This is a genomic window from Bifidobacterium sp. LH_426, from assembly GCF_056356875.1.
Window position 1 is genome coordinate 50,292 of the sequence record NZ_JBKEVB010000001.1, and the last position, 25,690, is coordinate 75,981.

A 25,690-nucleotide genomic window follows, 5' to 3' on the forward strand; every position below is an offset into this window, starting at 1 on the left:
TCCCTCTGACGAGGGAGCTGTCGGCGGAGCCGACTGAGGGAGAGACGGCGACCATCGGTCGCCATGCCGTCGTTCCCGACGGGTTCTCTCCCTCAGTCCCGCTTCGCGGTCCAACTCCCTCGTCAGAGGGAGCCTGCATGAAAGCGTGTCACTCGGCGCGCTCGATGCCTTCGGCCTCGGCCAGCTTGACCAGACGGCCGTAGATCTCCTCGTACGCGGGGATGATGTTGCCCAGGTCGCGGCGGAAGAGGTCCTTGTCGAGGTGCTCGATCTTGCCGGACTTGTCCTTGAGGTCCCACAGGCGGCAGGTGTCCGGGGTGATCTCGTCGGCGAGCAGGATGGTGCCGTCGGAGGTCTTGCCCTCTTCGATCTTGAAGTCGACGAGCTGCACGTCGATCTTGGAGAAGATGTCCTTGAGGCCGTCGTTCACGGCGCGGGCGATGCGGGAGATCTCGGCCAGCTCCTCCTCGGAGGCGAGGCCCAGGGCCACGATGCCGTCGTCGTTGATGAACGGGTCGCCCAGCTCATCGGACTTGAGGCAGAACTCGAGGATCGGCTTCTTGAGCGGAGTGCCCTCCTCGACGCCGTAGCGCTTGGCGAAGGAGCCGGCCGCGGTGTTGCGCATGATGATCTCGAGCGGGTACATGTCCATCTTCTTCACCAGCTGCTCGGTGTCGGACAGACGCTTGATGAAGTGGCTTTCCACGCCGCGCGCCTTGAGCAGGTCGAAGATGACGGAGGTGATGTGGTTGTTCAGGTTGGCCTTGCCTTCGATCTGGGCCTTCTTCGCGCCGTTGCCGGCGGTCGCCTGATTCATGTATTCGACCCACAGCACGTCGGGGTCGTCGGTTGCGTACATCTTCTTGGCCTTGCCCTTGTAGAGCATTTCCAGTTTCTCCATTACTCGCCTTTCAGGAGTGGAATATCTGGGTGAACTAACGGTAAAAGGGTACCAATCGCCGGCTACATGCAACACACGACCGCGGCGGATGGCCGGCGACCTCGATGGTCAGCGCACTTCGATGGTCAGCGCGTCGGCGACACGGCTCGCCTTGGCGCGCGCGTCGGCCTCGGAACCGCCGATCGCCAGCGCGACGGCCATGCGGCGATGGCCGTGCACCTCCGGCTTGGCGAAGACGCGCAGATCGGTGCCCGGCTCGGCGAGCGCGCGGTCGAGCCCGGAGAACTCCGCCTCGCCGTCGCCGGCGACCACGATCGCATGGCTGGCGGCCACCGCGCCCTCCGGCATCGCGAGCGCCACATGGCCCTCCGTGACCGGCAGGCCGAGGATCGCGCGCGCGTGCAGCGCGAACTCGCTGAGCCGCTGCGAGGCCATCGTCACCATGCCCGTGTCGTGCGGGCGTGGCGATACCTCGTTGAACAGGACAGAGCCGTCGGTCAGCACGAACAGTTCCACGCCGAACACGCCCCAGCCGGTCTCGCCGCTCGCCTTCGCCTTCGCGACGAGGCCCTCGACGGCGGCGCGCGCGATGCGGCCCGCCTCGACGAGCACGGCGTCGCCCGCCGCGGCCGGCTGCCACGATTCGCGGTAGTCGCCGGACTCCTGACGCTGCCCGATCGGCGCGCACGTCACGATGCCCGCGCTCGACGAGACCGTCAGCACGGTCAGCTCGTAGTCGAGCGGCGCCAGCGCCTCGACGATCACGCGCGACACGTCGCCCTCGCCGGCGGCGCGACGGCCCTCCTGCGCCTCCGTCCACGCGGCGTCGATCGCGTCCGCCTCGCGCACGACCGACTGGCCGTGACCGGACGAGCTCATCACCGGTTTGACGACGCACGGATAGCCGACCTCGTCGGCGCCCGCGCGCAGCTCCTCCAGCGAGCCCGCGAACCGGTAGGGCGTGGTCGGCAGTCCCAGCTCCTCGTGCGCGATGACGCGCAGACGCTCACGGTCCATGCAGATCGCGGCGATCTCGGCGCTCGGCACCACCTGCACGCCGCGGGCGGCCGCATCCGCCAGCTCGGACGTGGCGATCGCCTCCACCTCGGGCACGACGATGTCCGGCCTCACCTCGTCGAACAGGGCGCGCAGCTGGGAGGCGTCCGCCATGTCGAGCACGCGGGCCTCATGCGCCACCTGCTGGGCGGGTGCGCCCGCATACGAGTCGGCGGCGCACACCCATGCGCCGAGGCGCATCAGCTCGATCGTCACCTCCTTGCCGAGCTCGCCCGAGCCGAGGAACAGCACGCGCGTCGGCCGCGCGCCCAGCGGCGTGCCCAGCACGCGGCCGGAGATGGGGGAGTGGGACGAGGAAGGGGAATCATTGACGGTGTTGACGGTGTTCACGGTGTTCACGCTATCGGTCATGCGTCACATTCTCCCATCGCCACCCGATGAGGCGCGCCGGCATGCCGGCACGCGTTGATAACCGTCCATAAATACCGCGTATAGACACGCCGTTGTCGCGTGCCGATCCGCGGCGTACCTTGAGTATCACCGATCGGTTGGGAATAAACGATCGGGCCAACGTTTCCTGAAGGGGAAGAAAGGGAGTTGGAGATGGGGGAAGGGAATCCGTCGCCCGCAGTCAGTCAGTCCGTCGATCCGATCGCGGATCTGATCTCACGCAGGGCGGCGGCGCTCCCGCCGAACCCGTTCGCCCAGGCCGACGCGCGCACCGCGGCCGCCATCCGCGCCGGGCATGACGTCATCGACCTGTCCAAAGGCAATCCGGACGGCGCGCCGCCCGCGTTCATGCAGGACGCGCTCGCCCACGCCGCGCACGACCCGTCCCTGTTCCGCTATCCCGCGTTCGACGGTGTCCCCGCCTATCTCGACGCAATCGCGCACTGGTATCACGGACGCTACGGCGTGGCGCTCGACCCGCGCGCGCACCTGCTCGCCACCGCCGGCGCGTCGGTGGGCATCTCCACCGTCATCGAGGCGCTCATCGACGAAGGCGACACGGTCGTGGCCGTCGACCCGTACTATCCGCAGTACGAGGGCTCCACCGCCGTCGCCAAGGGCCGCTTCGTCACGATTCCCGCGGACCCGGCGCACGGCTACCTGCCGGACCTCGACGCCGTCGACCCGAAGCTGTGGGACGAGGCGACGCTGCTGATCCTCAACTATCCGAACAATCCCACCGGCGCCGTCGCGACGCCGGAATTCTACGGGCGCGTCGTCGCGCTCGCGCACGAGCACCGGTTCGCGGTGATGAACGATTTCGCCTACGCGGGCATCGAGTTCGGCGACGCGCCGTCGCCCAGCATCCTCGCCACGCCGGGCGCGCTTGACGTGGCCGTCGAACTCGGATCGCTGTCCAAGATGTTCATGGTCGCCGGGTGGCGCGGCGGCTGGATCGCCGGCAACGCCGCGATTCTCGCCGCATCGAAGGCCGTCCACCAGCAGACCGCCGTGCTCGCACCCAGCGTCGTGCAGCAGGCCGGTGCGGTCGCGCTGAGCGGCGACCTGCGTTCCGTGGCGGCGCTCGGCACAAGCTACGGGCATCGCGCGCAGGTGCTCGCCGACGGATTGCGCGAGGCGGGGCTCGACGTGGCGCCGCCGCACGGAGGACTGTTCCTGTGGGCGCGTGTGCCGGATGACTACGGCACGTCGGACGCGTTCACCGCATGGCTCATCGAACATGCGGGCGTGGCCGTCATGCCCGGATCGTGCTTCGGTCCCGCGTCGGACGGATTCGTACGGTTCAGCCTGCTGAAGCCGGAACGCGACCTCTATCAGGCGGTGTCGCGCATCACGCGCGCGCTGGCATAGCATCGCCGCGGCGCACGGCCCGTGCCCAGTCGCGTGCGGTCATAGACTGGAGCAATGCGTGAACAGGAATCGGAGCATGATGAGGAGATCCGGCAGACGCCGATCGTCGAGGAGGACATCGACCGTCCGCTGACCATCGCGTTGGTGGTCGACACGGTCGGCAACCAAGGCAACGGCACGTCGAATTCGGCGCTGCAATGGGCCGCCGAACTGGAACGGCAGGGGCATCACGTGCGTCTCGTCGGCGTCGGCTCGCCCGACTATCCGGCGCGCGTCAACAAGGTGCCGCTCGTCTCCTGGGTGGCCGCCAAGCAGCAGATGCAGTTCGCCGAGCCGAGCGACACGCTGTTCCGCACCGCGTTCCAAGGCGTCGACGTCGTCCATATCTACATGCCGTTCAAATTCGGCCGGCACGCCGCGAAGGTCGCCCGTCGGATGGGCATCCCCGTGACCGCCGGATTCCACCTGCAGCCGGAGAACGTGCTCTACTCCGCCGGACCATTGCGCTACATCCCCGGCATGGAGCGGTTCCTCTACTGGCTGTTCCGCCAGTGGCTGTACAAGCGCGTCGACCACATCCACACGCCCACCGAGATGACCGCGAGCCTGCTGCGCGAACACGGCTATAAGGGGACGATGCACGTGATCTCGAACGGCTACGCGCCGCGGTTCACCGCGCGCGAGCCGTTCGATCCGGACGCGCCCGCGCACGTGCCGTTCCGCGTCGTCGCGTCCGGCCGCCTCGCGCACGAGAAGGACCAGATCACGCTCATCAAGGCGATCTCGATGAGCCGGCATGCGAGCGACGTCCAGTTGGTCATCGCCGGCACCGGTCCGCTCAAACGGTATCTCACGTTCCGCGCGAACCGTCGCCTCAAGCGCAAGGCGGACATCGGCTTCCACCGCAACGTCGACATGCCGGCGCTGCTGCGCTCGTGCGACCTGTTCGTGCACTGTTCGATCGCCGACATCGAATCGGTGAGCGTCATCGAGGCGATGGCGTGCGGCCTCGTGCCGGTCATCGCCGCGTCCGAACTGTCCGCGGCGAGCCAGTTCGCGCTGACCGACGCCTCGCTGTTCCCGGTGCGCGACGCGGCGATGCTCGCGCGCCGCATCGACTGGTGGATTGATCATCCGGACGAGCTCGCGCGCTGGGGCGCGGTCTACGCCGAGCACACGCGCGAGCATTATTCGGTGGAGGCGTCCGTCCACCGGTTCGTCGACATGGAACGCGAGGCGATCGCCACGGCGGAGGCATGACACGACGGGGCCGTTGTAGCGGGGACCGCTACAGCAGGGATCGCTACAGCAGGGCGATGAGCCGGTCCGTCTCCTCGTCCGTGGTGGACCAGCTCGTGCAGATGCGCATCACCGTGTGCGTCTCGTCCGCCTTCTCCATGAAGCCGAGACGCACGTCGCGTTCCAGACGGTCGATGGTCGGCTGGTCGAGCGTGACGAAGATCTGGTTCGTCGGCGCCTCGAACGTCAACGTGTAGCCCTTGTCGCGCAGCGCGGCGCGGATGCGGTCCGCCTGCGCGTTCGCGTTGCGGGCGATGCGGAAGTAGAGGTCGTCGGTGAACAGCGCTTCGAACTGCGCACCCAGCAGGAAGCCCTTCGCGAGCAGGGCGCCATGCTGCTTGATCTCGGTGAGGAAATGACGCGGTGCGGCGGAACGTTCGTCGCGGTTCGCGAACACGACCGCCTCGCCGAACATCGCGCCGACCTTCGTGCCGCCTATGTAGAAGACGTCGGCGATGCGGGCGAGGTCGGGCAGCGTCATATCGCAGCCGGTCGCCGTGAGGCCGTAGCCGAGACGCGCGCCGTCGACGAACAACGGCATGTCGTAACGGTGCGCGACGTCGGCGACGGCCTCCAGTTCCGCCTTCGAGTAGACGGTGCCGTATTCGGTCGACATGGAGACGTAGACGCATCCGGGGAAGACCATGTGCTCGTGATTGCCGTCCGCGTAGAAGGTCGCGCAGTACTCGTCGAGCTCGGCCGCGTCCATCCTCCCGTCGTGATGGGGGAGCGTGAGCACCTTGTGGCCGGAGTATTCGATGGCGCCCGCCTCATGCACGTTCGGATGGCCGGATGCGACGGCGACGACGCCCGCGTACGGCGGCGTGACCGCGTCGATGACGACCTGGTTGGTCTGCGTGCCGCCGACCAGGAAGTGGATGTCCGCCTCCGGCAGGGCGCACGCCTCGCGGATTTTCGCCTTGGCGCGCTCGCAGATCGGATCCATGCCGTAGCCGGGGTACAGGTTCTCGTTGATGCGGGCGATCGCGTCGAGCACCGCCGGGTGTGCCGCGCGAGAGTAATCGTTCTCGAAGGAAAGCATGACGACCAGTGTAGTGGCCGGCCGCTCCCGTGCGGAGTCCGGTTTCTCGCTCCCGCGCGGAGTTTCCGCTCCCGCATGGAGTTTGCGCTCCCGCTGGCGGGAGCTGTCAGCCTACGGCTGACTGAGGGTGGTCTGCATGACCGAGCGTATCCGTACCTCTTCGCTCCCGCCGGCGGGAGCTGTTCCGCGAAGCGGGGCCGAGGGGGGGCGTGCGAGGCCTCGTGTCCCGCGCACAAGAAGATGGCCCCCGGAACCGAAGGGAAGAAGTTCCGGGGGCCATCTGATGGGGAAGGAGGCGATGGTACGCTTTGCTGCTTTCGCCGCGCCGCCTTGCGCGGCCTCCTTGCAATGATGAACCACAAACAACCAGTACACGTGTTTCTTTCGCGGCCCGGCGCCTGCGCCGTGTTGCCTTGCCGCACCTCGGTGAATTCACCATCGATCGCTGTTCAGTTATCTCGAAGGCGTTGCGCCTGCGGCCTTACGGCTTTCTGCGCTTCGTTGCGACCTGCCGGATTCCCGGCCGATCTTAAACTCCGGCCTTCACTGGTAAGTATACCAAAAACCGAACATGCTGCACGCTTCAACACGCCGGAAAGCCAATCGGCAGTAAGGGTGACGGGCTATGTTGAAATGAACACAAGCGAACAATGTGACCGTTCTCATGTGCGTATGCGAGCGATTGGGTGGGGCGATGACGGTTCGCAAAGGCGACGTGGGATGCAGGGTTTGCCGGGCGTGGGTTTTGCTGCGGCGCGGGCGGCCGTACTTGTGAAACGAAGGGACCGACGGTGGAACCGGTGGGGGCGTGGTGGAGTGGCGGGCGGGCGCGCCGCCTACGTGCGGCCGTCCGCGTGCGTGGAACGGAGGCGTCACCCGCCCCACCGCGCAGACATGCATCGGCGGCTGTCCGAGCGCGAAGAGCGGAGGTCGGAACTTCGCCAACGCGTAACCACCCGTGATCAGCCGTCCGCGCGCGAGGAGCGGAGGTCGCGGGCGCGCCCAACGCGGCGAGTCGGGCCTGCAGCCGTCCGCGCGCGAGGAGCGGAGGTGTGGTGCAGAGGGGACGAAATGGGCGATGCGGCGTGGGATTCCACGATTTCGCGAATAGTTGCGTGCTTTCCTGCATCGTGCTCTTGGGGTATATATGCCCTCAATCCTTGGAAACAGGCGCGACACGCCGTAGTTGGACAACGGCGGAAACTCCTGTATTGTATTCACTCGTTGCCGACCGGCGAGAGCGGGTCGAGAACAATGGTGGCTATAGCTCAGTTGGTAGAGCATCTGATTGTGGTTCAGAAGGTCGCGTGTTCGAGCCACGTTAGCCACCCCACCAAGACCCCGAGGGGAAACCTCGGGGTCTTTTCGTATTCCCTCCCCCCCCCCCGTTTCATCCCATGGTGCGGTAAAACCCTCATGGTGCGGTAGGCGAAAACGGCGGATTCTCGCCGATGTGGAGAAATTGTGTTGCCGCACCATGGGGTGGTGGGGTTGGAATTGGAGTGTGGCGGGGTGGAAGCGAGGTTGGGGCTGGGGTTGAGGAGGGCGTGGGTGAGGAGGGGCGTGGATGAGAGTCTGGCGTGTCGTTGTCCGGGCGGTTCGTAATATGGATATTCGTGTGTGCCAGCGGTACGCCTTATGTGACAGGAGTACGGCGCTGGGATATCCCGTGAATCGCATGGATCGCGCGCAGCAATGCGGCGGCGAGAGAGGAACGGGCCATCGGGCCGGTGGACAGTGGCTGACTTTCCGATTCGGAACGGGGTTCCGGATGCTCGGGGGAGTGTGGCTCACGGTGCTGCGGGCCTCACGGAACCAAGAAAAACACTGAATCGGAGAATTCAAGTTGCCTACTATCGAACAGCTCGTCCGTAAGGGACGTTCGCCGAAGCCGAAGAAGTCGAAGACTTTGGCGCTCAAGGGCAGCCCGCTGCGTCGCGGCGTGTGCACCCGTGTCTACACCACCACCCCGAAGAAGCCGAACTCGGCGCTTCGTAAGGTCGCCCGTGTCCGTCTGTCCTCCGGCATCGAAGTCACCGCCTACATCCCGGGCGAGGGCCACAACCTGCAGGAGCACTCCATCGTGCTCGTGCGCGGCGGCCGTGTGAAGGATTTGCCGGGTGTGCGTTACCACATCGTGCGTGGCGCGCTCGATACCCAGGGTGTCAAGGACCGCAAGCAGGGTCGTTCCCTGTACGGAGCAAAGAAGGCGAAGTAAGAGATATGTCACGTAAAGGACCCGCTAAGAAGCACGTCGTGCTGCCCGATCCGATCTACGGTTCGACCGTCGTCGCGCAGCTGATCAACAAGATCCTCCTGGACGGCAAGAAGTCCATCGCCGAGGACATCGTCTACTCCGCGCTCGACATGGTCAAGGAGAAGACCGACCAGGAGCCGGTTGCCGTCCTCAAGCGCGCGCTGGACAACATCCGCCCGTCCCTCGAGGTGCGTTCCCGCCGAGTCGGCGGCGCCACCTACCAGGTGCCGGTCGAGGTCAAGCCGAACCGCGCCAACACGCTGTGCCTGCGCTGGCTGACTGACTTCTCCCGCGCCCGTCGCGAGAAGACCATGGCCGAGCGTCTCGCCAACGAGATCCTGGACGCCTCCAACGGCCTCGGCGCTTCTGTCAAGCGTCGCGAGGATACTCATAAGATGGCAGAGGCCAACAAGGCCTTCGCCCACTACCGCTGGTAATCACTCGCCTGAGGAAGACTAAGGATAAAGATGGCTGCAGAGCTTTCGGACCTTCATTTCGTCCGCAACATCGGCATCATGGCCCACATCGATGCCGGTAAGACCACCACCACCGAGCGCATCCTGTACTACACCGGTAAGAACTACAAGATCGGTGAGACCCACGATGGCGCCTCGACGATGGACTTCATGGCGCAGGAGCAGGAGCGCGGCATCACGATTCAGTCGGCCGCCACCACCTGCTTCTGGAGCCGTCAGTCCCACGACACCAAGGAAAAGTTCCAGATCAACATCATCGACACCCCGGGCCACGTGGACTTCACGGCCGAGGTGGAGCGCTCCCTGCGCGTGCTCGATGGCGCCGTCGCCGTCTTCGACGGCAAGGAGGGTGTGGAGCCGCAGTCCGAGACCGTGTGGCGTCAGGCCGACAAGTACGGCGTGCCGCGCATCTGCTTCATCAACAAGATGGATAAGCTCGGCGCGAACTTCTACTACTCCGTCGACACCATCAAGGAGAAGCTGGGCGCGACCCCGATCGTCATGCAGCTGCCGATCGGCGCCGAGAACGACTTCACCGGCGTCGTCGACCTGGTCGAGATGGTGGCCTACGTGTGGAACGGCACCGACAGCCTCGGCGCCAAGTACGACACCACCGAGATCCCGGACGACCTGAAGGACAAGGCCGCCGAGTACCACGAGCAGCTGGTCGAGGCCGCCGCCGAGGCGAACGACGACCTGATGAACAAGTTCTTCGAGGACGGCGAGCTGTCCAAGGAGGACATCCGCGCGGGCGTCCGCCAGCTCACCATCGAGAAGAAGGCCTTCCCGGTCTTCTGCGGTTCTGCCTTCAAGGACAAGGGCGTTCAGCCGATGCTGGACGGCGTCGTCGACTTCCTGCCGTCCCCGGAGGACGTGCCGGCCATCAAGGGCTTCGAGCCCGGCGATGAATCCGTCGAGATCGACCGCAAGCCGACCAAGTCCGATCCGTTCGCGGCCCTCGTCTTCAAGATCTCCACCCACCCGTTCTACGGCAAGCTCGTGTTCGTGCGCGTCTACTCCGGCTCCGTCAAGCCGGGCGACAACGTGCTCGACTCCACGCGCGGCAAGAAGGAGCGCGTCGGCAAGATCTTCCAGATGCACGCCGACAAGGAGAACCCGGTCGACGTGGCCGACGCCGGCAACATCTACACCTTCGTGGGCCTGAAGAACGTCACCACCGGCGACACCCTGTGCGCCATGGACGCTCCGATCTCCCTCAACTCGATGACCTTCCCGGATCCGGTGATCCAGGTCGCCGTCGAGCCGAAGACCAAGGCCGACCAGGAGAAGATGGGCATCGCCCTCGCCAAGCTGGCCGAAGAGGATCCGACGTTCCAGGTCACCACGGACGAGGAGTCCGGCCAGACCCTGATCGCCGGCATGGGCGAGCTCCAGCTCGACATCATCGTCGACCGTATGCGTCGCGAGTTCAAGGTCGAGTGCACCCAGGGCAAGCCGCAGGTCGCCTACCGCGAGACCATCCGCAAGGCCGTCATGGACCAGGGCTACACGCACAAGAAGCAGACCGGTGGTTCCGGCCAGTTCGCGAAGGTCCTGATGAACTTCGAGCCGCTCGAGACCACCGAGGGCAAGACCTTCGAGTTCGAGAACGCCGTCACCGGCGGCCACATCTCCCAGGAGTTCATCCCGTCCATCGAGGCCGGCGTCAAGGAGGCCATGGAATCCGGTATTCTCGCCGGCTTCCCGGTCGTGGGCGTCAAGGCCACCGTCACCGACGGCCAGATGCACCCGGTCGATTCCTCCGAAATGGCCTTCAAGCTCGCGGGCTCCATGTGCTTCAAGGAAGCCGCCCCGAAGGCGAAGCCGGTCATCCTCGAGCCGATCATGGCCGTGGAGGTCCGTACCCCGGAGGACTACATGGGCGAAGTCATTGGCGATCTCAACCAGCGCCGTGGCAACATCCAGTCCATGACCGACGCCACCGGCGTCAAGGTCATCGACGCCAAGGTCCCGCTGTCCGAGATGTTCGGCTACATCGGCGACCTCCGCTCGAAGACCCAGGGCCGCGCCATGTTCACCATGCAGATGGACTCCTACGCCGAGGTGCCGAAGAGCGTCTCCGACGAGATCATCAAGGCCCAGCGCGGCGAGTGACACGCGTAGCTACGTTGATTTGCGCCACGTCTCCAGTCAGCGGTAATATCGTGTACCGCTGACTGGGTTCTGGCTCCTTCAATGTGGCACGAAACCCAGAAACCCAGTAAACCTACGAAACGTCCAGGAGGACAAAGTAATGGCAAAGGAAAAGTACGAGCGTACTAAGCCGCACGTTAACATCGGCACCATCGGCCACGTCGATCACGGCAAGACGACCCTGACCGCGGCCATCTCCAAGGTTCTGCACGAGGAGTACCCGGATGTCAACCCGGAGTACGACTTCAACCAGATCGATTCCGCTCCGGAAGAGGCCGCCCGCGGTATCACCATCAACATCGCCCACATCGAGTACCAGACCGCGAAGCGTCACTACGCTCACGTGGACTGCCCGGGCCACGCCGACTTCGTGAAGAACATGATCACCGGTGCCGCCCAGATGGATGGCGCCATCCTCGTTGTGGCCGCCACCGACGGCCCGATGGCCCAGACCCGCGAGCACGTCCTGCTCGCCCGTCAGGTCGGCGTCCCGAAGATCCTGGTCGCCCTGAACAAGTGCGACATGGTCGACGATGAGGAGCTCATTGAGCTCGTCGAGGAAGAGGTCCGTGACCTCCTCGACGAGAACGGCTTCGATCGTGACTGCCCGGTCATCCACGTCTCCGCCTACGGCGCGCTGCACGACGACGCTCCGGACCACGAGAAGTGGGTCGAGCAGATCAAGAAGCTCATGGACGCCGTCGACGAGTACATCCCGACCCCGGTCCACGACCTCGACAAGCCGTTCCTGATGCCGATCGAGGACGTCTTCACCATCTCCGGCCGTGGTACCGTCGTCACCGGCCGTGTTGAGCGTGGCCAGCTGGCCGTCAACACCCCGGTCGAGATCGTCGGCATCCGCCCGACCCAGAACACCACCGTCACCTCCATCGAGACCTTCCACAAGACGATGGACTCCTGCGAGGCTGGCGACAACACCGGTCTGCTCCTCCGTGGCCTCGGCCGTACGGACGTCGAGCGTGGCCAGGTCGTGGCTGCTCCGGGCTCCGTCACCCCGCACACCAAGTTCGAGGGTGAGGTCTACGTCCTGACTAAGGATGAGGGTGGCCGTCACTCGCCGTTCTTCTCCAACTACCGTCCGCAGTTCTACTTCCGCACCACCGACGTCACCGGCGTCATCGAGCTGCCGGAAGGCGTCGAGATGGTCCAGCCGGGCGATCACGCGACCTTCACCGTCGAGCTGATCCAGCCGATCGCTATGGAGGAGGGCCTGACCTTCGCCGTGCGTGAGGGTGGCCACACCGTCGGCTCGGGCCGTGTCACCAAGATCCTCGCCTGATTTCCATCAGAGAGATCTTCGACACGCTTGAACTAGCGTACTGAAATGGGGCTCCGGAATCCTTACGGATTTCGGAGCCCCATTCGTATATTCCTTTCCATTTCTTTCCTGTAAACGGATACGTACGGGTACGACGGCGTACCCGATCACGTCGCGACCGACATGTTCTTCATGCACGGTTCATCAGATGCCGTGCGATTCTTCCCTCCCTCGCAACTTTGCGGGGCCAGCATGATAGCGCAATCAGCGATACTGGTTACGGTTACGGAAGGGGAATGATGAACAGAACGATAGCGGCGATCGCAGCGGCCGCATGCATGGCACTGGGGTGCGCGACGGCTCCCGCGGCGTATGCCGATGACACCGTCACGCCGAATCAGGTCACGCCGGTCGCCTACAGCGACGCGCTGGACAAGGTCGACTACAAGGGCATACGCGTCGGAGGACTCTCCGGCATCGCCTGGGATGCGCAGGCCGATTCGTATGTCGCGCAGTCCGACAACCACGGAAGCGACGTCTCCCACGTCTGGTTCCTCGGCAAGGACCTGCGCAACCCGGCCATCACCCGCGACCCGGTGACCCTCACCGACGCGAACGGCACCCCCTACAACGGCAACACGACCGACAACGAAGGCATCGCCGTGCTGCCCAACGGGGACTTCGCCATCACGTCGGAGGGCATTCCCCCGGCGGGAAAGACGCAGCCCGAACATCCCACGATCCGCATCTTCGATGCCACCGGAAGGCAGAAGGGAGAGCTGCCCATTCCCGGACTGTTCGACATCAACACCGCCGAAGGACAGGCGTCCCATAACCTCACGCTCGAAGGCCTGAGCCTGTCGCCGACCGGCCACGAGCTCGTGGCCGCCATGGAGGGCACGCTCAAGAACGACGTGTATCAGGACAAGACCAACGCACGGCGCTTCCTCGTCTACCGCGACGACGTCGCAGGCAAGGCCGGAACGTGGACGCTGGTCAAGCAGGTCGGATTCCAGGCCGTCACCGGATTGGACGTGACCGACGTCGCGCTCGATTCCGAAGACTCTCTATACGTGCTGCAGCGCACCTGGAACAGCCAGACCGGCAACAAGGTCGCGCTGTCCTACGTCTCCGGACTCGACGCCGCGCCCGACGTCTCCGACGTCGCCAACCTCAACGATCCCGCCAACGCCTCGAAATTCGTGAAGTCGCGTCAGATCGGCGAGCTCGACAAGCTCTCCGACCTCGGCGCATCCAAGAAGCCGGGATCGCCGCAGACCAACCCGCTGATGGACAACTACGAAGGGCTCGTCATCACGAACCGCGACCAGCTCGCCACGCCCGACGCCACATGGTACCGCGGCGACGGCAGCTACAAGGCCGACATCTCCATCATCAGCGACGACAACTACAGCGCCAGCCAGACCACGCGCATCCTCGACGTCGAAGCGGAACCGTTCCAGAAGGCGGCCGCCGGCTTCGACGATTCGGCGAGCGGCACGCTTTCCAAGTACGTCACCGCACTCGGCCGTGACGACCACCTCGACTACTGGTCGGTCAACGGGTACAGCGACGGCACCGGCACCAGCGAACCGATCCCGTTCGGAGGACTGTCCTCCACCGCATACAACGCCAAGCTCGGACAGTACGTCTCCACGATGGACAACCACGGCACCGACGTGGCTCGTCTGTGGCTGCTCGGCAACGATTTCGGCAAGGCCGCCCCGACCGGGAGCATCGTCCTGACCGATGCGGACGGCACCCCATACAACGGCGAAACCACCGACGACGAAGGCCTCGGCGTGTTGCCGAACGGTGATTTCGTGCTCACCTCCGAAGGCCATCCGAACGCCGCCGCGGGTGAGCACGAGGAGCCGAAGATCCGCATCTTCGGCACCGACGGACGGCAGAAGGGCGAACTGCCCGTGCCGGAACTGTTCGACATCAACGGCAACGGACAGGCCTTGCACAACAAGAGCCTCGAGGCGCTGACCGTGTCCCCGTCCGGCCACCAGATCCTCGTCGGCAACGAATACGCGCTGAAGAACGACTCCCCGACCGGCAAGGACATCGACACCGCCGCCCGCCGAGTCCTGGTGTACCGGGACGATGTGAAGGGTTCCGAAGGCCAGTGGAAACTGGTCAAGCAGGTCGCGTTCAAGGCCGCGAACGCCGACATGGGCATCACCGAATTCGCCGCCATCGGCGAGGACGGGTTCCTCGTGCTGGAACGCTCGTGGGACCAGACCCACGGATACGGCATCAGGATCGCGTATGCGCACGGCATCGCGGCGGCTCCGGACGTCAGCGGCGTCGCCTCGTTGTCCGCGAGCGGCGACTCGTCGTTCCTGAGCTTCACCGAACTCGCCGATCTGGGCGGCAAGCTGACCCTCGGCGCCCGGTTCAAGCCGAACGCGGCGTATTCGGACACCAACCCGTTGCTCGACAATTTCGAGGATCTGATCATCACCGATTCGAACGATGGCGGCAAGCTCGACCTGAGCGTCATGACCGACAACAACTTCGACACCACGGAGACGACGCGCATCGTCCGGTTGCAGATCGACCGGTCCGTGTTCGTGCCCGATCCCACGGCTGGTGGCCAGAACGGCGGCCAGACCGCTGGTGGCCAGACCGCCGGTGATCAGAATGGCGGCCAGCAGACAGGCGCCAAGCCGAACGGTGGCCGGCACGGCGCCACGGGTGCCGGCAAGCTGTCCCGCACCGGCGCCGACGTGACGGCGATCACCGCAGCCGCGCTGCTGCTGTCGGTGGCCGGCGGCTATCTCGCTGCGCGCCGTCGTCGCCTGTGAGATAATCCATGCGGGCCGTCCGTGTCTCCCCGGGACACGGACGGCCCGTCGTATGTCCCACATGCATCGCATGCATCACGAAGACGCGTGACGGCGCCGGCCCGTTCGCCGGACGGCCGGTGTGGCGCGGTAGGGGGGTGGTGGCATAATAGCGAAGGCAAATTTTGGGTAAGCCCTCGACACTAGAAATAGGTGAGACATCGTGGCACAGACTACCAATGACATCAAGAACGGTTCCGTCCTGAACCTGGACGGCCAGCTGTGGACCGTCCTCAAGTTCCAGCACGTCAAGCCGGGCAAGGGCCCCGCCTTCGTGCGCACCACCATCAAGAACGTGCTCTCCGGCAAGATCGTCGACAAGACCTTCAACGCGGGCATGAAGATGGAGTTCGAGACCGTCGACAACCGCAACCTCCAGTACTCCTACGAGGACGGCGACAACCTGGTCTTCATGGACATGACCACCTACGACCAGGTCTACGTGCCGAAGTCCATCGTCGACACCAAGTTCCTGCTCGAAGGCACCGACTGCATCGTGTCCTTCCACGACGAGACCCCGCTGAGCGTCGAACTGCCGGCCTCCGTCGTCCTGACCATCACCCACACCGAGCCGGGCCTGCAGGGCAACCGCTCCAACGCGGGCACCAAGCCGGCCACCGTGGAGACCGGCGCCGAGATCCAGGTCCCGCTGTTCATCAACGAGGGCGAGAAGGTCAAGGTCAACACCACCGACGGCTCCTACCTGGGCCGCGAGAACTGATCCGCACACCCGCTGATCACACCGATCGCACCAGTTCCAACCGGTAAACCGACGACACGAAGGACGAAAGAGCTGCATGGCACGTTCCACCGCCCGTAAGAGGGCTCTGAACACGTTGTATGAGGCGGACGAGAAGGATCAGGACATCCTGTCCCTGCTCGACGAGCGCATCGAGACGCCCGGCGCGCAGACGCCGCTGCCCGAATACGCCATCGAGATCGTCAAGGGCGTGGCCGAGCACCAGCACGAGATCGACTCCACCCTGGACGAGCACTCCACCGGGTGGAAGGTCCGCCGTATGGGCGTGATCGACCGCAACATCCTGCGTATCGCCGCCTGGGAGATCCTCTTCAACGATGACGTGCCCGACAAGGTCGCCATCGACGAAGCGCTGTCCCTCGCGAAGACGCTGTGCGACGGGGATTCCCCCGCATTCATCCACGGACTGCTGTCCGCGATCTGCACGGCCAAGGAAAAGCCGTTGGACTGATATTTCTTTTTGAACGCCTCCCCGCAACACGGGAGGCGTTTTTATGAGAGCGTGGGCCGGGCGCGACCAACCGGCACGAGAACAGAACGGCCGCGAACGGCGACATGCGCGTGTGTCCTGCGCGTGTGCGTCGGCGCGGGCCGATAACCTTGAATACGGACGACCCGAGAACGAAAAGGGGGTTTTGGTGAGCGAGATCGCGAACTATGGCAAGGACGATGCGGTCCTTGTGCTGGAGGATGGGCAGGTGTATGTGGGTGAACCCTACGGGGCCCATGGCGCGACCACGGGTGAGATCGTGTTCGCCACCGGCATGACCGGATACCAGGAGACGCTCACCGATCCGAGCTACGACCGTCAGATCGTCGTGCAGACCTTCCCGCACATCGGCGACACGGGCGTCAACCACGAGGATCCGGAATCCTCCCGCATCTGGGTGGCCGGCTACATCGTGCGCGAGCCCTCCCCGAACGTGAGCAACTGGCGTGCCGAGGGCAGCCTCGACGGCGATCTCGAAGCCAACGGCATCGTCGGTCTCGCCGACATCGACACCCGCAAGCTGGTGCGCCACCTGCGCTCCGCAGGCGTGATGCGCGCCGGCATCTTCTCCGGCGACGCGCTCCTCGGCGAGGACGGCCGCCTCAAGACCATCGACGAACTGCTCGACGCGGTCAAGGCCACCCCGCAGATGCAGGGTCTGAGCCTGTACGACGAGGTCTCCACCAAGGAGGCGTACACCATCGAGCCGTGCGGCGAGTTCGAAGGCAAGGAGCCGCTGTACACCGTGGCCGCCGTCGACCTCGGCATCAAGGCGATGACCCCGCACCGCATGGCCGAGCGCGGCTGCCGCGTGCACGTCGTGCCCTCCACCATCACGTTCGAAGAGCTGACCGCCCTCAACCCGGACGGCGTCTTCTTCTCCAACGGCCCGGGCGACCCGGAGCAGGCCGGCCCGGAGGTCGAGCTGCTGCGCAAGGTCCTCGACGCCGGCTACCCGTTCTTCGGCATCTGCTTCGGCAACCAGCTGCTCGGCCGCGCGCTCGGCTTCGGCACGTACAAGCTGAAGTTCGGCCACCGCGGCATCAACCAGCCGGTCAAGGACCTCACCACCGGCAAGGTGGAGGTCACCGCCCACAACCACGGCTTCGCCGTCGACGCGCCGATCGGCGAAACCGTCGACGCCCCGTTCGAGAACGGCAAGTACGGCAAGGTGTTCGTCAGCCACATCGATCTCAACGACGACGTGGTCGAAGGCCTGCAGTGCGTCGACATCCCCGCGTTCTCCGTGCAGTACCACCCGGAGGCCGCCGCGGGCCCGCACGACGCCGCGTACCTGTTCGACCGATTCTGCGATCTCATGAAGAACAATCCGCGCGATTCCCGCGCCGACTCCAAGGAAGGTAAGTGATATGCCGAAGCGCACCGACATCAAATCCGTGATGGTCATCGGCTCCGGCCCGATCGTGATCGGTCAGGCCGCGGAGTTCGATTACTCGGGCACCCAGGCATGCCGCGTCCTCAAGGAGGAAGGCATCCGCGTCATCCTCGTCAACTCGAACCCGGCCACCATCATGACCGACCCCGAGATGGCCGACGCCACCTACATCGAGCCGATTGCCACGCCGATCCTCGAGCAGATCATCGCCAAGGAACGCCCCGACGCGCTGCTGCCGACCCTCGGCGGCCAGACCGCGCTCAACGCCGCGATGGCGCTCGGCGAGGCCGGCGTGCTCAAGAAGTACGACGTCGAGCTGATCGGCGCGTCCCTCGACGCCATCGACCGCGGCGAGGACCGCGAGCTGTTCAAGAAGGTCGTCGACGAGGCGGGCGCCGAATCCGCGCGCTCCCGCATCGCCCACACGCTCGCCGAAGTGGACCGCATCGCCGACGAGTTCGGCTACCCGCTGGTCGTCCGCCCGAGCTTCACGATGGGCGGCCTCGGCTCCGGCATCGCGCACGACGAGGAGGAGCTGCACCGCATCGCCGGCGCCGGCATCCACTACTCGCCGACCGACGAGGTGCTCATCGAGGAGGGCATCGAAGGCTGGAAGGAGTTCGAGCTCGAGCTCATGCGCGACCGCAACGACAACGTCGTGGTCGTCTGCCCGATCGAGAACGTCGACCCGGTCGGCGTGCACACCGGCGACTCCATCACCGTGGCCCCGTGCTTCACCCTGACCGACCGCGAGTACCAGAAGCTGCGCGACATCGGCATCGCCATCATCCGCGGCGTGGGAGTCGACACCGGCGGCTGCAACATCCAGTTCGCCATCCACCCCGAGACCGGGCGCATCATCGTCATCGAGATGAACCCGCGCGTCTCCCGCTCCTCCGCGCTCGCCTCGAAGGCCACCGGCTTCCCGATCGCGAAGATCGCGACCAAGCTGGCCCTCGGCTACACGCTCGACGAGATCCGCAACGACATCACCCAGTCCACGCCGGCCTCCTTCGAGCCGACCATCGACTACGTGGTCACCAAGGTGCCGCGCTTCGCGTTCGAGAAGTTCCCGGGCGCCGATCCGACGCTCACCACGTCGATGAAGTCCGTCGGCGAGGCCATGGCCCTGGCCGGCAACTTCCAGGAGTCCCTCGGCAAGGCGATGCGCTCCATCGACAAGCGCCACATGGGCTTCAACTGGGACGGTCCGAAGCCGACGGCCGACGAGGTCGCCGAACTGCTCAAGGCGATCCACACGCCCACCGAGAACCGCTACCTCGAGCTCATGCGCGCCATCTGGGGCGGCGCCACCATCGAGCAGCTGTACGCGGCCACCAAGATCGATCCGTGGTTCCTCAAGCAGCTCACGCTCATCAACGAGACCGCCCAGGCGGTGCGCGAGGCCGAGACGCTCACGCGCAAGCTGCTGCGCCGCGCCAAGCTCGCCGGCCTGTCCGACCTGCAGATCGCGCACCTGAGGAACCTCGGCGACGAGGGCGAGAACACGATCCGCGAGCTGCGCTGGACCTACGGCTTGAAGCCCGTGTACAAGACGGTCGACACCTGCGCCGCCGAGTTCGACGCGGCCACGCCGTACTACTACTCCTGCTACGCGGACGAGTCCGAGGTCAAGCCGCGCGAGCGCGAGGCCGTGATTATCCTCGGCTCCGGCCCGAACCGCATCGGCCAGGGCATCGAGTTCGACTACACCTGCGTGCACGCGGTGCAGGAGCTCGGCAAGGACTATGACACGATCATGGTCAACTGCAACCCGGAGACCGTCTCCACCGACTACGACATCTCCGACCGCCTCTACTTCGAGCCGCTCACCTTCGAGGACGTGCTCGAGATCTACGAGGCCGAGAAGCGCATGGGCCCGGTCAAGGGCGTCATCGTGCAGCTCGGCGGCCAGACGCCGCTGTCGCTCGCCGCGCGCCTCAAGGCCGCCGGCGTGCCGATCCTCGGCACCACCCCGGAGGCCATCGACCTCGCGGAGAACCGCGAGCTGTTCGGCGAGGTGCTCAAGAAGGCGAAGATGAACGCGCCGCGCTACGGCACCGCCCTGTCGCTGGAGGAGGCCCAGGAGGCCGCCCACTCGATCGGCTACCCGGTGCTCGTGCGCCCGAGCTACGTGCTCGGCGGCCGCGGCATGGAGATCGTCTACGACAACGCCCAGCTCGAGAAGTACGTGAACCGTGCCCTCGCCGAGGCCCAGGCCGACACGGTCGTCTCCGGCCGTCTGCCCTCCCCGCTGCTCATCGACAAGTTCCTCCAGGACGCCATCGAGATCGACGTCGACGCGCTGTTCGACGGCGAGGAGCTGTACATCGGCGGCATCATGGAGCACATCGAGGAGGCCGGCGTCCACTCCGGCGACGCCGCCTGCACGCTGCCGCCGTCCACGCTGTCCGACGACCAGATCCGTCGCCTGCGCGAGGGCACCTATGCGATTGCCAAGGGCTGCAACGTCAAGGGCCTGATCAACGTGCAGTACGCGTTCATGGCGAACACGCTGTACGTCATCGAAGCCAACCCGCGCGCCTCCCGCACCGTGCCGTTCGCCTCCAAGGCGACCGGCGTGGCGCTGGCCAAGGCCGCCGCGCGCATCATGGCCGGCGAGACCATCGCCGACCAGCGCGCCAACGGCCTGCTGCTGCCCAAGGGCGACGGCGGCGTCATGCACCGCGGCCAGCAGGTGGCGGTCAAGGAGTCCGTGCTGCCGTTCAAGCGCTTCCGCACGCCCGTCGGCAAGACCGTCGACATCCTGCTCGGACCGGAGATGCGCTCCACCGGCGAGGTCATGGGCTTCGACCGCGACTTCCCGCACGCGTTCGCCAAGAGCCAGCTCGCCGCCTACGAGGGCGGTCTGCCGACCCACGGCAACGTGTTCATCTCCGTGAACGACACCGACAAGCGCCAGCTGCCGCTCATGGCCGTGCGTCTCGTCGAGCTCGGCTTCACGATCTGGGCGACCGAGGGCACCGCCTCCGTGCTGCGCCGCTACGGCATCGACTCGAAGATCGTCGACAAGATCTCCACCCGCGTGGACTCCGATCCGGAGGCGCCGGTGAAGGTCGTGCACGCCGAAGGCTCGATCGGCAAGAACGTCGTCGAACTCATCGAGGACGGCGCGATCGACATGATTCTCAACACGCCGAACTCGCGCGGGTCGCGCTCCGACGGTTACTCGATTCGAGCCGCCGCCATCGCCGCCGACCTGCCGCAGTTCACGACCATCACCGAGTTCTCCGCGGTGCTGCTGGCCATCGAGGCGGTCAAGCGCAACGACTACCAGATCATGAGCATCCAGGAGCACTCCAAGCAGCTGTTCGCGTTGGAAAGCAAGGATTTCTGATCAACGGATTTCCTCTCACACGAAGGAAGGGATCGCGATGAGTGACAGCCCCATTGAGGAACAGGACAAGGAACGGCTCGCCAGGCGTTCAGACTTCGGTCTGCGTCTGCGCAATTCGATGGACAAGTACGGTCCGTTGTGCGTGGGCATCGACCCACACCGGAAACTCCTGACCGATTGGGGCTACAACGTCGACGCCGACGGCGCGGAGATGTTCGCCATGCGCATGCTGCAGGCCGCGAACGGACGCGCCGCCGCCGTCAAGTTCCAGTCGCCGATGTTCGAGCGTTACGGCTCGAAGGGATTCGCCGCGCTGGAACGCGTGCTGTACGCGGCACGCCAGATGGGCATCATCACGATCGTCGACTGCCTGCACGGCGGACTGTCCACGACGATCTCCGCCATCGCCGACGCCTACTTCAAGCCGGGCGCGCCGCTGAGGGCCGACGCGATCACGCTGCTGCCGTACTACGGCGCGCGATCGCTGCAGGGCCTCATCGACGACGCGCTCGACAACGGGCGCGGCGTGTTCATCGCATCCCTCACCTCCAACGAGGAGGGCAAGAGCCTGCAAAGCGCCATCCGACAGGTCGGCGACTATGAAGGCAAGACGGTGGCGTACGGCATCGCCGCCACCGCGCAGAAGAACAACCGCAACGTGGACGGCATGGGCTCCGTCGGCCTCGTCATCGGCGCGACCATCGGCCAGTGGATCAACGAGACCGGCGTCGACCCGGCCCAGTTCACCGGACCGATCCTCTCGCCCGGCTACGGCTGGCAGGGCGCTGACGCGAAGGACCTGCGCACCGTGTTCAAGGGGACGAAGGGCAACGTGCTCGTCACCGTGTCCCGCTTCATCGCGTCGCACGGTCCGGACATCGCCGCATTGAGCGAAGCCACCGAGGCGATTTCGCTCGACGTGCGTCAAGCGCTCATGGAGGCGACGCGCGTCGCCGAGCTGCCGCAGGAGCAGCAGAAGGCCGTTGCGGCGGCGACGGACGAGGCCGCGCCCGTGCCGCAGACGCCTGCCGAGACCGCCGGGACGTCCGACCACGGCGCAACCGCAACATCCGAGACGACCGGCGCGGACGCGCCGAGGGAGAGCATCACCGTGACCGACACCGATAAGACCGCCGCTTCCGCTGATTCCGCCGCCGAGGCACAATCCGACGCGACGACCGCTCCCGCGGGCAAAACCGCGGCCGCCACCGGCACGCAGCCGGAAGCCACAGCCGACGCGGACGCGCAGGCGCTGCGTGGCGGACGTCTGCTCGTGCTCACCGGCCCCGCCGGCGTCGGCAAGGGCACCGTCGAGATCGCGCTGCGCAAGAAGCACCCGGAGATCTGGGTGTCCGTCTCCGCCACGACGCGCGACCCGCGCCCGGGCGAGGTGAACGGCGTCAACTACTGGTTCATGAGCGAGGAGGAGTTCGCCGCCAAGGAGAAGGCGGGGGAGTTCCTGGAGACGGCGCTCGTGCACGGACTCGCGCACTACGGCACGCCGCTGAAGCCGCTCGAGGACCACATGGCCGTCGGCACGCCGACGATTCTCGAGATCGACCTGCAGGGCGCGCGTCGCGTCAAGGAGAAGGCCAAGGAGCTGGGACTCGAGGTGATGACCGTGTTCATCGCCCCGCCGAGCTTCGACGAGCTGGTGCGCCGCCTCACCGGCCGCGGCACCGAAACCGAGGAGCAGCGCAAGCGCCGCCTCGAGACCGCCAAGGTGGAGCTCGCCGCGGAAAGCGAATTCGACGTGACCATCGTCAACGAGAACGTCGAACAGGCCGCCGACCAGCTCTGGGACATCATCGCCAAGGAGTACGGCAAGGAGGCGTGAGCCTTCCCTGTACAGCCGTATATACTTCAGGCTCCCTCGTCAGAGGGAGCTTTTTTGTTTTCGTCTTATTCCGCCGCGGCGGCCTTGCGGTCGGCGATGAGCTGGTCGGCGAGCTTCGGCTTCTCGGCGAGCTGGCCGGTGAAACCGGGGCGGATGTCCATGTGGAGCACGAGGCTCGTGCGGTAGCCCTGCTCCGCGAGCTTCTTCGCGGCCTCGCCGGCCACGTGCAGCACGTCGTCGAGGTTGCCCTCCACGTCGGTGAACAGCGCATTCGTCTCCTGCGGGAGGCCCGAATCGCGGATCACCTCGATCGCCTGCGAGACGTAGGGGGAGACCTCGGAGCCCGCGCCCGTCACCGACACCTGGATCGCGGCCACCGTGTTGAGATACGGCTTGCCGGTCTTCGGGTCGATGGGGACCTCCTGCTTCACGGCGAAACGGTCGGTCGCCGTGGCGAGCGCCGCGTCACGCGCGTCCGAAGCGTCGCGCCCGGTGGCGTCATCGTTCTGCGTCATCGTCATTTCTCCTTCTCTCTCACCGCCACTGCCACGCGTGGTCCATCGGGCCGGAACCGTGGCCCAGATCGAGCATCGCGTTCAGTGCGCCGGTCAGATACTCCTTCGCGTGCCGGATTGCGTCGGGCAGCGTCTCGCCCTTCGCGAGATTCGACGCGATCGCCGAACTCAATGTGCAGCCGGTGCCGTGCGTGTTCGGATTGTCGACGCGCGAACCCTCGAACCACGTGACCGTGCCATCGGTCTCGGCGAGCACGTCGTTCGCGTCGTTCGTGTGATGACCGCCCTTGACGAGCGCCGCGCAGCCGTAGCGCGTGACGAGGGCGCGCGCCGCCGCCTCCATCGAACCGGCGTCGACGATCGCCAGACCGGTGAGCTCCTGCGCCTCGGGGATGTTCGGCGTGATGACCGTGGCGAGCGGGAACAGCTTCGACGTGAGCGCGGCGATCGCGTCGTCGCTGATGAGCTTCGCGCCGGACGTGGCGACCATGACCGGGTCGAGCACGACGTTCGCCGCATGATGGAACGTGAGCCGGTCGGCGATCACGTCGATGATGTCCGTCGCGGACACCATGCCGATCTTGACCGCCAGCGGCGGGATGTCCTCGAACACGGCGTCGATCTGGTCGGCGAGGATCGTCGGCTCCGTGTCCTGGATGGAGCGCACGCCGGTCGTGTTCTGCGCGGTGAGTGCGGTGATCGCGCTCATGCCGAACACGCCGTTGGCGAGCATGGTCTTCAGGTCCGCCTGCATGCCCGCGCCGCCGGACGAATCCGAACCGGAGATCGCGAGCACGGGGGGAAGCGTGGTTGCATGTGTTGACATACGGTTCAGCTTAGTCGGGGGAGACTCGTTTTTCACCTGTTTCCGCCGTTGATTTCCGGCTCGCCCCGCCTTGGACTTCCCTCGGATTTCCCTTGATTCCGGGGCGGTTGTGTGGTGTGATGGAACGGGCCGGGACAACGGCCGGAACCGAGCAGTGGGAGAGGGGAATCATGTCCGACGACGTGTTGCGCCGTGACGGCGTGCTGGCGCGCATCACCGGATTCGACGAGGGGCGCGTCGCCTATTACGCGACGATGCCGAACGGGCGGAGCACGCAGCTCACGTTCCCGCGTCAGGAGGTGTTCGACGTGGGCGACGTGCTGCTCGTCGGCGACGGCTTCTACACGAAGGTGCCCGCCTCCGTCTGGCCGATCAAGCCCCGCGTCGGCGTCGTGCGCCGCGCATTGGAGGATGCGGTCGTGCTGGAGACCTCGGACGGGCTGGAACTCCTCGAAGGCGACTATCCGGTGGACATCATGCCCGGCAACACGGTCGAGTTCACCGACCTGTTCGGCATCGAACGCGTGCTGTGGCCGACGGCCATCCGCCCCGGCGAATCCGACCACGACGACGACATCAAACAGTACCGGATCACGCCGAGCGCCGACCCGGACCTCACGTTCGCGTCGTTCGGCGGCTACGAGCAGGTCGTCACGCGCGCCAAGGAGCTCATCGAGACGCAGCTCGGCAACAGCGTGCAGATGCGCGCCATCGGTGCGAAGCCGATCAAGGGCGTGATCTTCACCGGCGCGCCCGGCACCGGCAAGACGCATCTGGCGCGCATCATCGCCAATGTGGCCGACGCGCAGTTCTACCTCGTCTCCGGTCCGACCATCGTGAGCAAATACGTGGGCGACAGCGAGGAAACGCTGCGCATGATCTTCGCCGCCGCGCAGGCCGACCAGCGTGCCATCATCTTCTTCGACGAGATCGATTCGATCGCCTCCTCGCGCGACACCGACACGAACGGCGTCGGCAAGCGTCTCGTCGCACAGCTGCTGACGCTCATGGACGGCTTCGCGTCCAAAGGCAACGTGGTGGTCGTCGCCGCCACGAACCGCATCGAGGACGTGGATCCGGCGCTGCTGCGCCCTGGCCGCTTCGACTGGCAGATCCCGTTCCCGATGCCGGGCGAGCACGACCGTCTCGCGATCCTTGAAGTGCAGGAGCGCGCGCTCTCGACCGAAGGGGAGCTGCCCCTCGCGGACATCGCGCGGCGCACCGAAGGCTGGAGCGGCGCCGAAGTGTGCGCGATCTGGACGGAGGCGGCGCTCGTCGCCGCCAAGGATCGCCGCGCCGCGATCCGCGCCGCGGACCTCATTACCGCGTTCGAGCGCGTCGAACGTCGCCCCGAACTGCGCGCGCATAGGGGCTAGCAGAGGCCGGCAAGGGAACCCCACATATGTTGAA

The 25,690-nt window shown here is 65.8% G+C and carries 18 protein-coding genes, 1 tRNA gene and 1 pseudogene; 15 read left to right on the plus strand and 5 right to left on the minus strand.

The genetic code is table 11. The features are described from left to right. Positions 1–148: 148 nt before the first annotated feature. Together purC and purT are read right to left on the minus strand one after the other, a co-directional pair. A complete protein-coding gene (gene purC, locus AC1AYD_RS00215; RefSeq protein WP_476531687.1) occupies positions 149–901 on the minus strand; it encodes a phosphoribosylaminoimidazolesuccinocarboxamide synthase in 753 nt (250 codons plus the stop codon). Positions 902–1,009: 108 nt separating this feature from the next. Next, a complete protein-coding gene (gene purT, locus AC1AYD_RS00220; protein ID WP_476544521.1) occupies positions 1,010–2,329 on the minus strand; it encodes a formate-dependent phosphoribosylglycinamide formyltransferase in 1,320 nt (439 codons plus the stop codon). Between the two features lie 192 nt (positions 2,330–2,521). Between purT and AC1AYD_RS00225 the strand changes: the two genes are divergently transcribed. Then, positions 2,522–3,739: a pyridoxal phosphate-dependent aminotransferase gene (locus AC1AYD_RS00225; protein ID WP_476544522.1), complete on the plus strand. Its 1,218-nt coding sequence runs from the start codon at positions 2,522–2,524 to the stop codon at positions 3,737–3,739. 54 nt (positions 3,740–3,793) lie between these two features. Next, complete coding sequence (locus tag AC1AYD_RS00230; RefSeq protein ID WP_476531693.1) at positions 3,794–4,999, plus strand: glycosyltransferase; 1,206 nt, start codon at positions 3,794–3,796, stop codon at positions 4,997–4,999. A gap of 43 nt (positions 5,000–5,042) precedes the next feature. Here AC1AYD_RS00230 and AC1AYD_RS00235 read toward each other — a convergent pair whose 3' ends face one another. Beyond that, positions 5,043–6,080, minus strand: a complete 1,038-nt coding sequence (locus AC1AYD_RS00235) for a threonine aldolase family protein (RefSeq protein WP_476544523.1) — start codon at positions 6,078–6,080, stop codon at positions 5,043–5,045. A 1,257-nt stretch (positions 6,081–7,337) separates the two neighbouring features. On the opposite strand from AC1AYD_RS00235, the gene AC1AYD_RS00240 reads away from it, so the two are divergent. The 12 genes and pseudogenes from AC1AYD_RS00240 (at position 7,338) to gmk (ending at position 22,939) form a co-directional block, all read left to right on the plus strand. Then, positions 7,338–7,413: transfer RNA gene (locus tag AC1AYD_RS00240), tRNA-His, on the plus strand. Between the two features lie 513 nt (positions 7,414–7,926). Then, positions 7,927–8,298 (plus strand): 30S ribosomal protein S12, encoded by a 372-nt coding sequence (gene rpsL, locus AC1AYD_RS00245; protein WP_003825774.1) that lies wholly within the window; start codon positions 7,927–7,929, stop codon positions 8,296–8,298. 5 nt (positions 8,299–8,303) lie between these two features. Continuing rightward, positions 8,304–8,774 carry a 30S ribosomal protein S7 gene (rpsG, locus tag AC1AYD_RS00250; RefSeq protein ID WP_034526982.1) on the plus strand — a complete coding sequence of 157 codons (471 nt, stop codon included), beginning with the start codon at positions 8,304–8,306 and terminating at the stop codon, positions 8,772–8,774. Positions 8,775–8,804: 30 nt separating this feature from the next. Then, on the plus strand, positions 8,805–10,928 hold the full coding sequence (gene fusA / locus AC1AYD_RS00255; RefSeq protein WP_476502011.1) for an elongation factor G: 2,124 nt from the start codon (positions 8,805–8,807) through the stop codon (positions 10,926–10,928). 139 nt (positions 10,929–11,067) lie between these two features. Beyond that, a complete protein-coding gene (gene tuf, locus AC1AYD_RS00260; RefSeq protein ID WP_034526986.1) occupies positions 11,068–12,267 on the plus strand; it encodes an elongation factor Tu in 1,200 nt (399 codons plus the stop codon). A gap of 278 nt (positions 12,268–12,545) precedes the next feature. Continuing rightward, positions 12,546–15,059, plus strand: a complete 2,514-nt coding sequence (locus AC1AYD_RS00265) for an esterase-like activity of phytase family protein (protein WP_476544524.1) — start codon at positions 12,546–12,548, stop codon at positions 15,057–15,059. A gap of 202 nt (positions 15,060–15,261) precedes the next feature. Further along, positions 15,262–15,819, plus strand: a complete 558-nt coding sequence (gene efp, locus AC1AYD_RS00270; RefSeq protein WP_034526990.1) for an elongation factor P — start codon at positions 15,262–15,264, stop codon at positions 15,817–15,819. A gap of 76 nt (positions 15,820–15,895) precedes the next feature. Continuing rightward, positions 15,896–16,309: a transcription antitermination factor NusB gene (nusB, locus tag AC1AYD_RS00275; RefSeq protein WP_101622084.1), complete on the plus strand. Its 414-nt coding sequence runs from the start codon at positions 15,896–15,898 to the stop codon at positions 16,307–16,309. Between the two features lie 187 nt (positions 16,310–16,496). Further along, on the plus strand, positions 16,497–17,717 hold the full coding sequence (gene carA, locus AC1AYD_RS00280; RefSeq protein WP_423734911.1) for a glutamine-hydrolyzing carbamoyl-phosphate synthase small subunit: 1,221 nt from the start codon (positions 16,497–16,499) through the stop codon (positions 17,715–17,717). Position 17,718: 1 nt separating this feature from the next. Further along, positions 17,719–21,102, plus strand: coding sequence for a carbamoyl-phosphate synthase large subunit (gene carB, locus AC1AYD_RS00285; RefSeq protein ID WP_476502009.1), 3,384 nt, complete (start codon positions 17,719–17,721; stop codon positions 21,100–21,102). Between the two features lie 37 nt (positions 21,103–21,139). Then, positions 21,140–22,048: pseudogene (gene pyrF, locus AC1AYD_RS00290) on the plus strand (orotidine-5'-phosphate decarboxylase); the annotation flags it as partial. 306 nt (positions 22,049–22,354) lie between these two features. Beyond that, a complete protein-coding gene (gene gmk, locus AC1AYD_RS00295) occupies positions 22,355–22,939 on the plus strand; it encodes a guanylate kinase (protein ID WP_476502044.1) in 585 nt (194 codons plus the stop codon). A 65-nt stretch (positions 22,940–23,004) separates the two neighbouring features. Here gmk and AC1AYD_RS00300 read toward each other — a convergent pair whose 3' ends face one another. Together AC1AYD_RS00300 and thiD are read right to left on the minus strand one after the other, a co-directional pair. After that, complete coding sequence (locus AC1AYD_RS00300; protein ID WP_476502008.1) at positions 23,005–23,454, minus strand: thiamine-binding protein; 450 nt, start codon at positions 23,452–23,454, stop codon at positions 23,005–23,007. 19 nt (positions 23,455–23,473) lie between these two features. After that, on the minus strand, positions 23,474–24,280 hold the full coding sequence (gene thiD / locus AC1AYD_RS00305) for a bifunctional hydroxymethylpyrimidine kinase/phosphomethylpyrimidine kinase (protein WP_476502007.1): 807 nt from the start codon (positions 24,278–24,280) through the stop codon (positions 23,474–23,476). Between the two features lie 167 nt (positions 24,281–24,447). Between thiD and AC1AYD_RS00310 the strand changes: the two genes are divergently transcribed. Next, entirely contained in the window at positions 24,448–25,656 is a 1,209-nt protein-coding gene (locus AC1AYD_RS00310; RefSeq protein ID WP_476502043.1) for an AAA family ATPase, read from the plus strand. Positions 25,657–25,690: the final 34 nt, after the last annotated feature.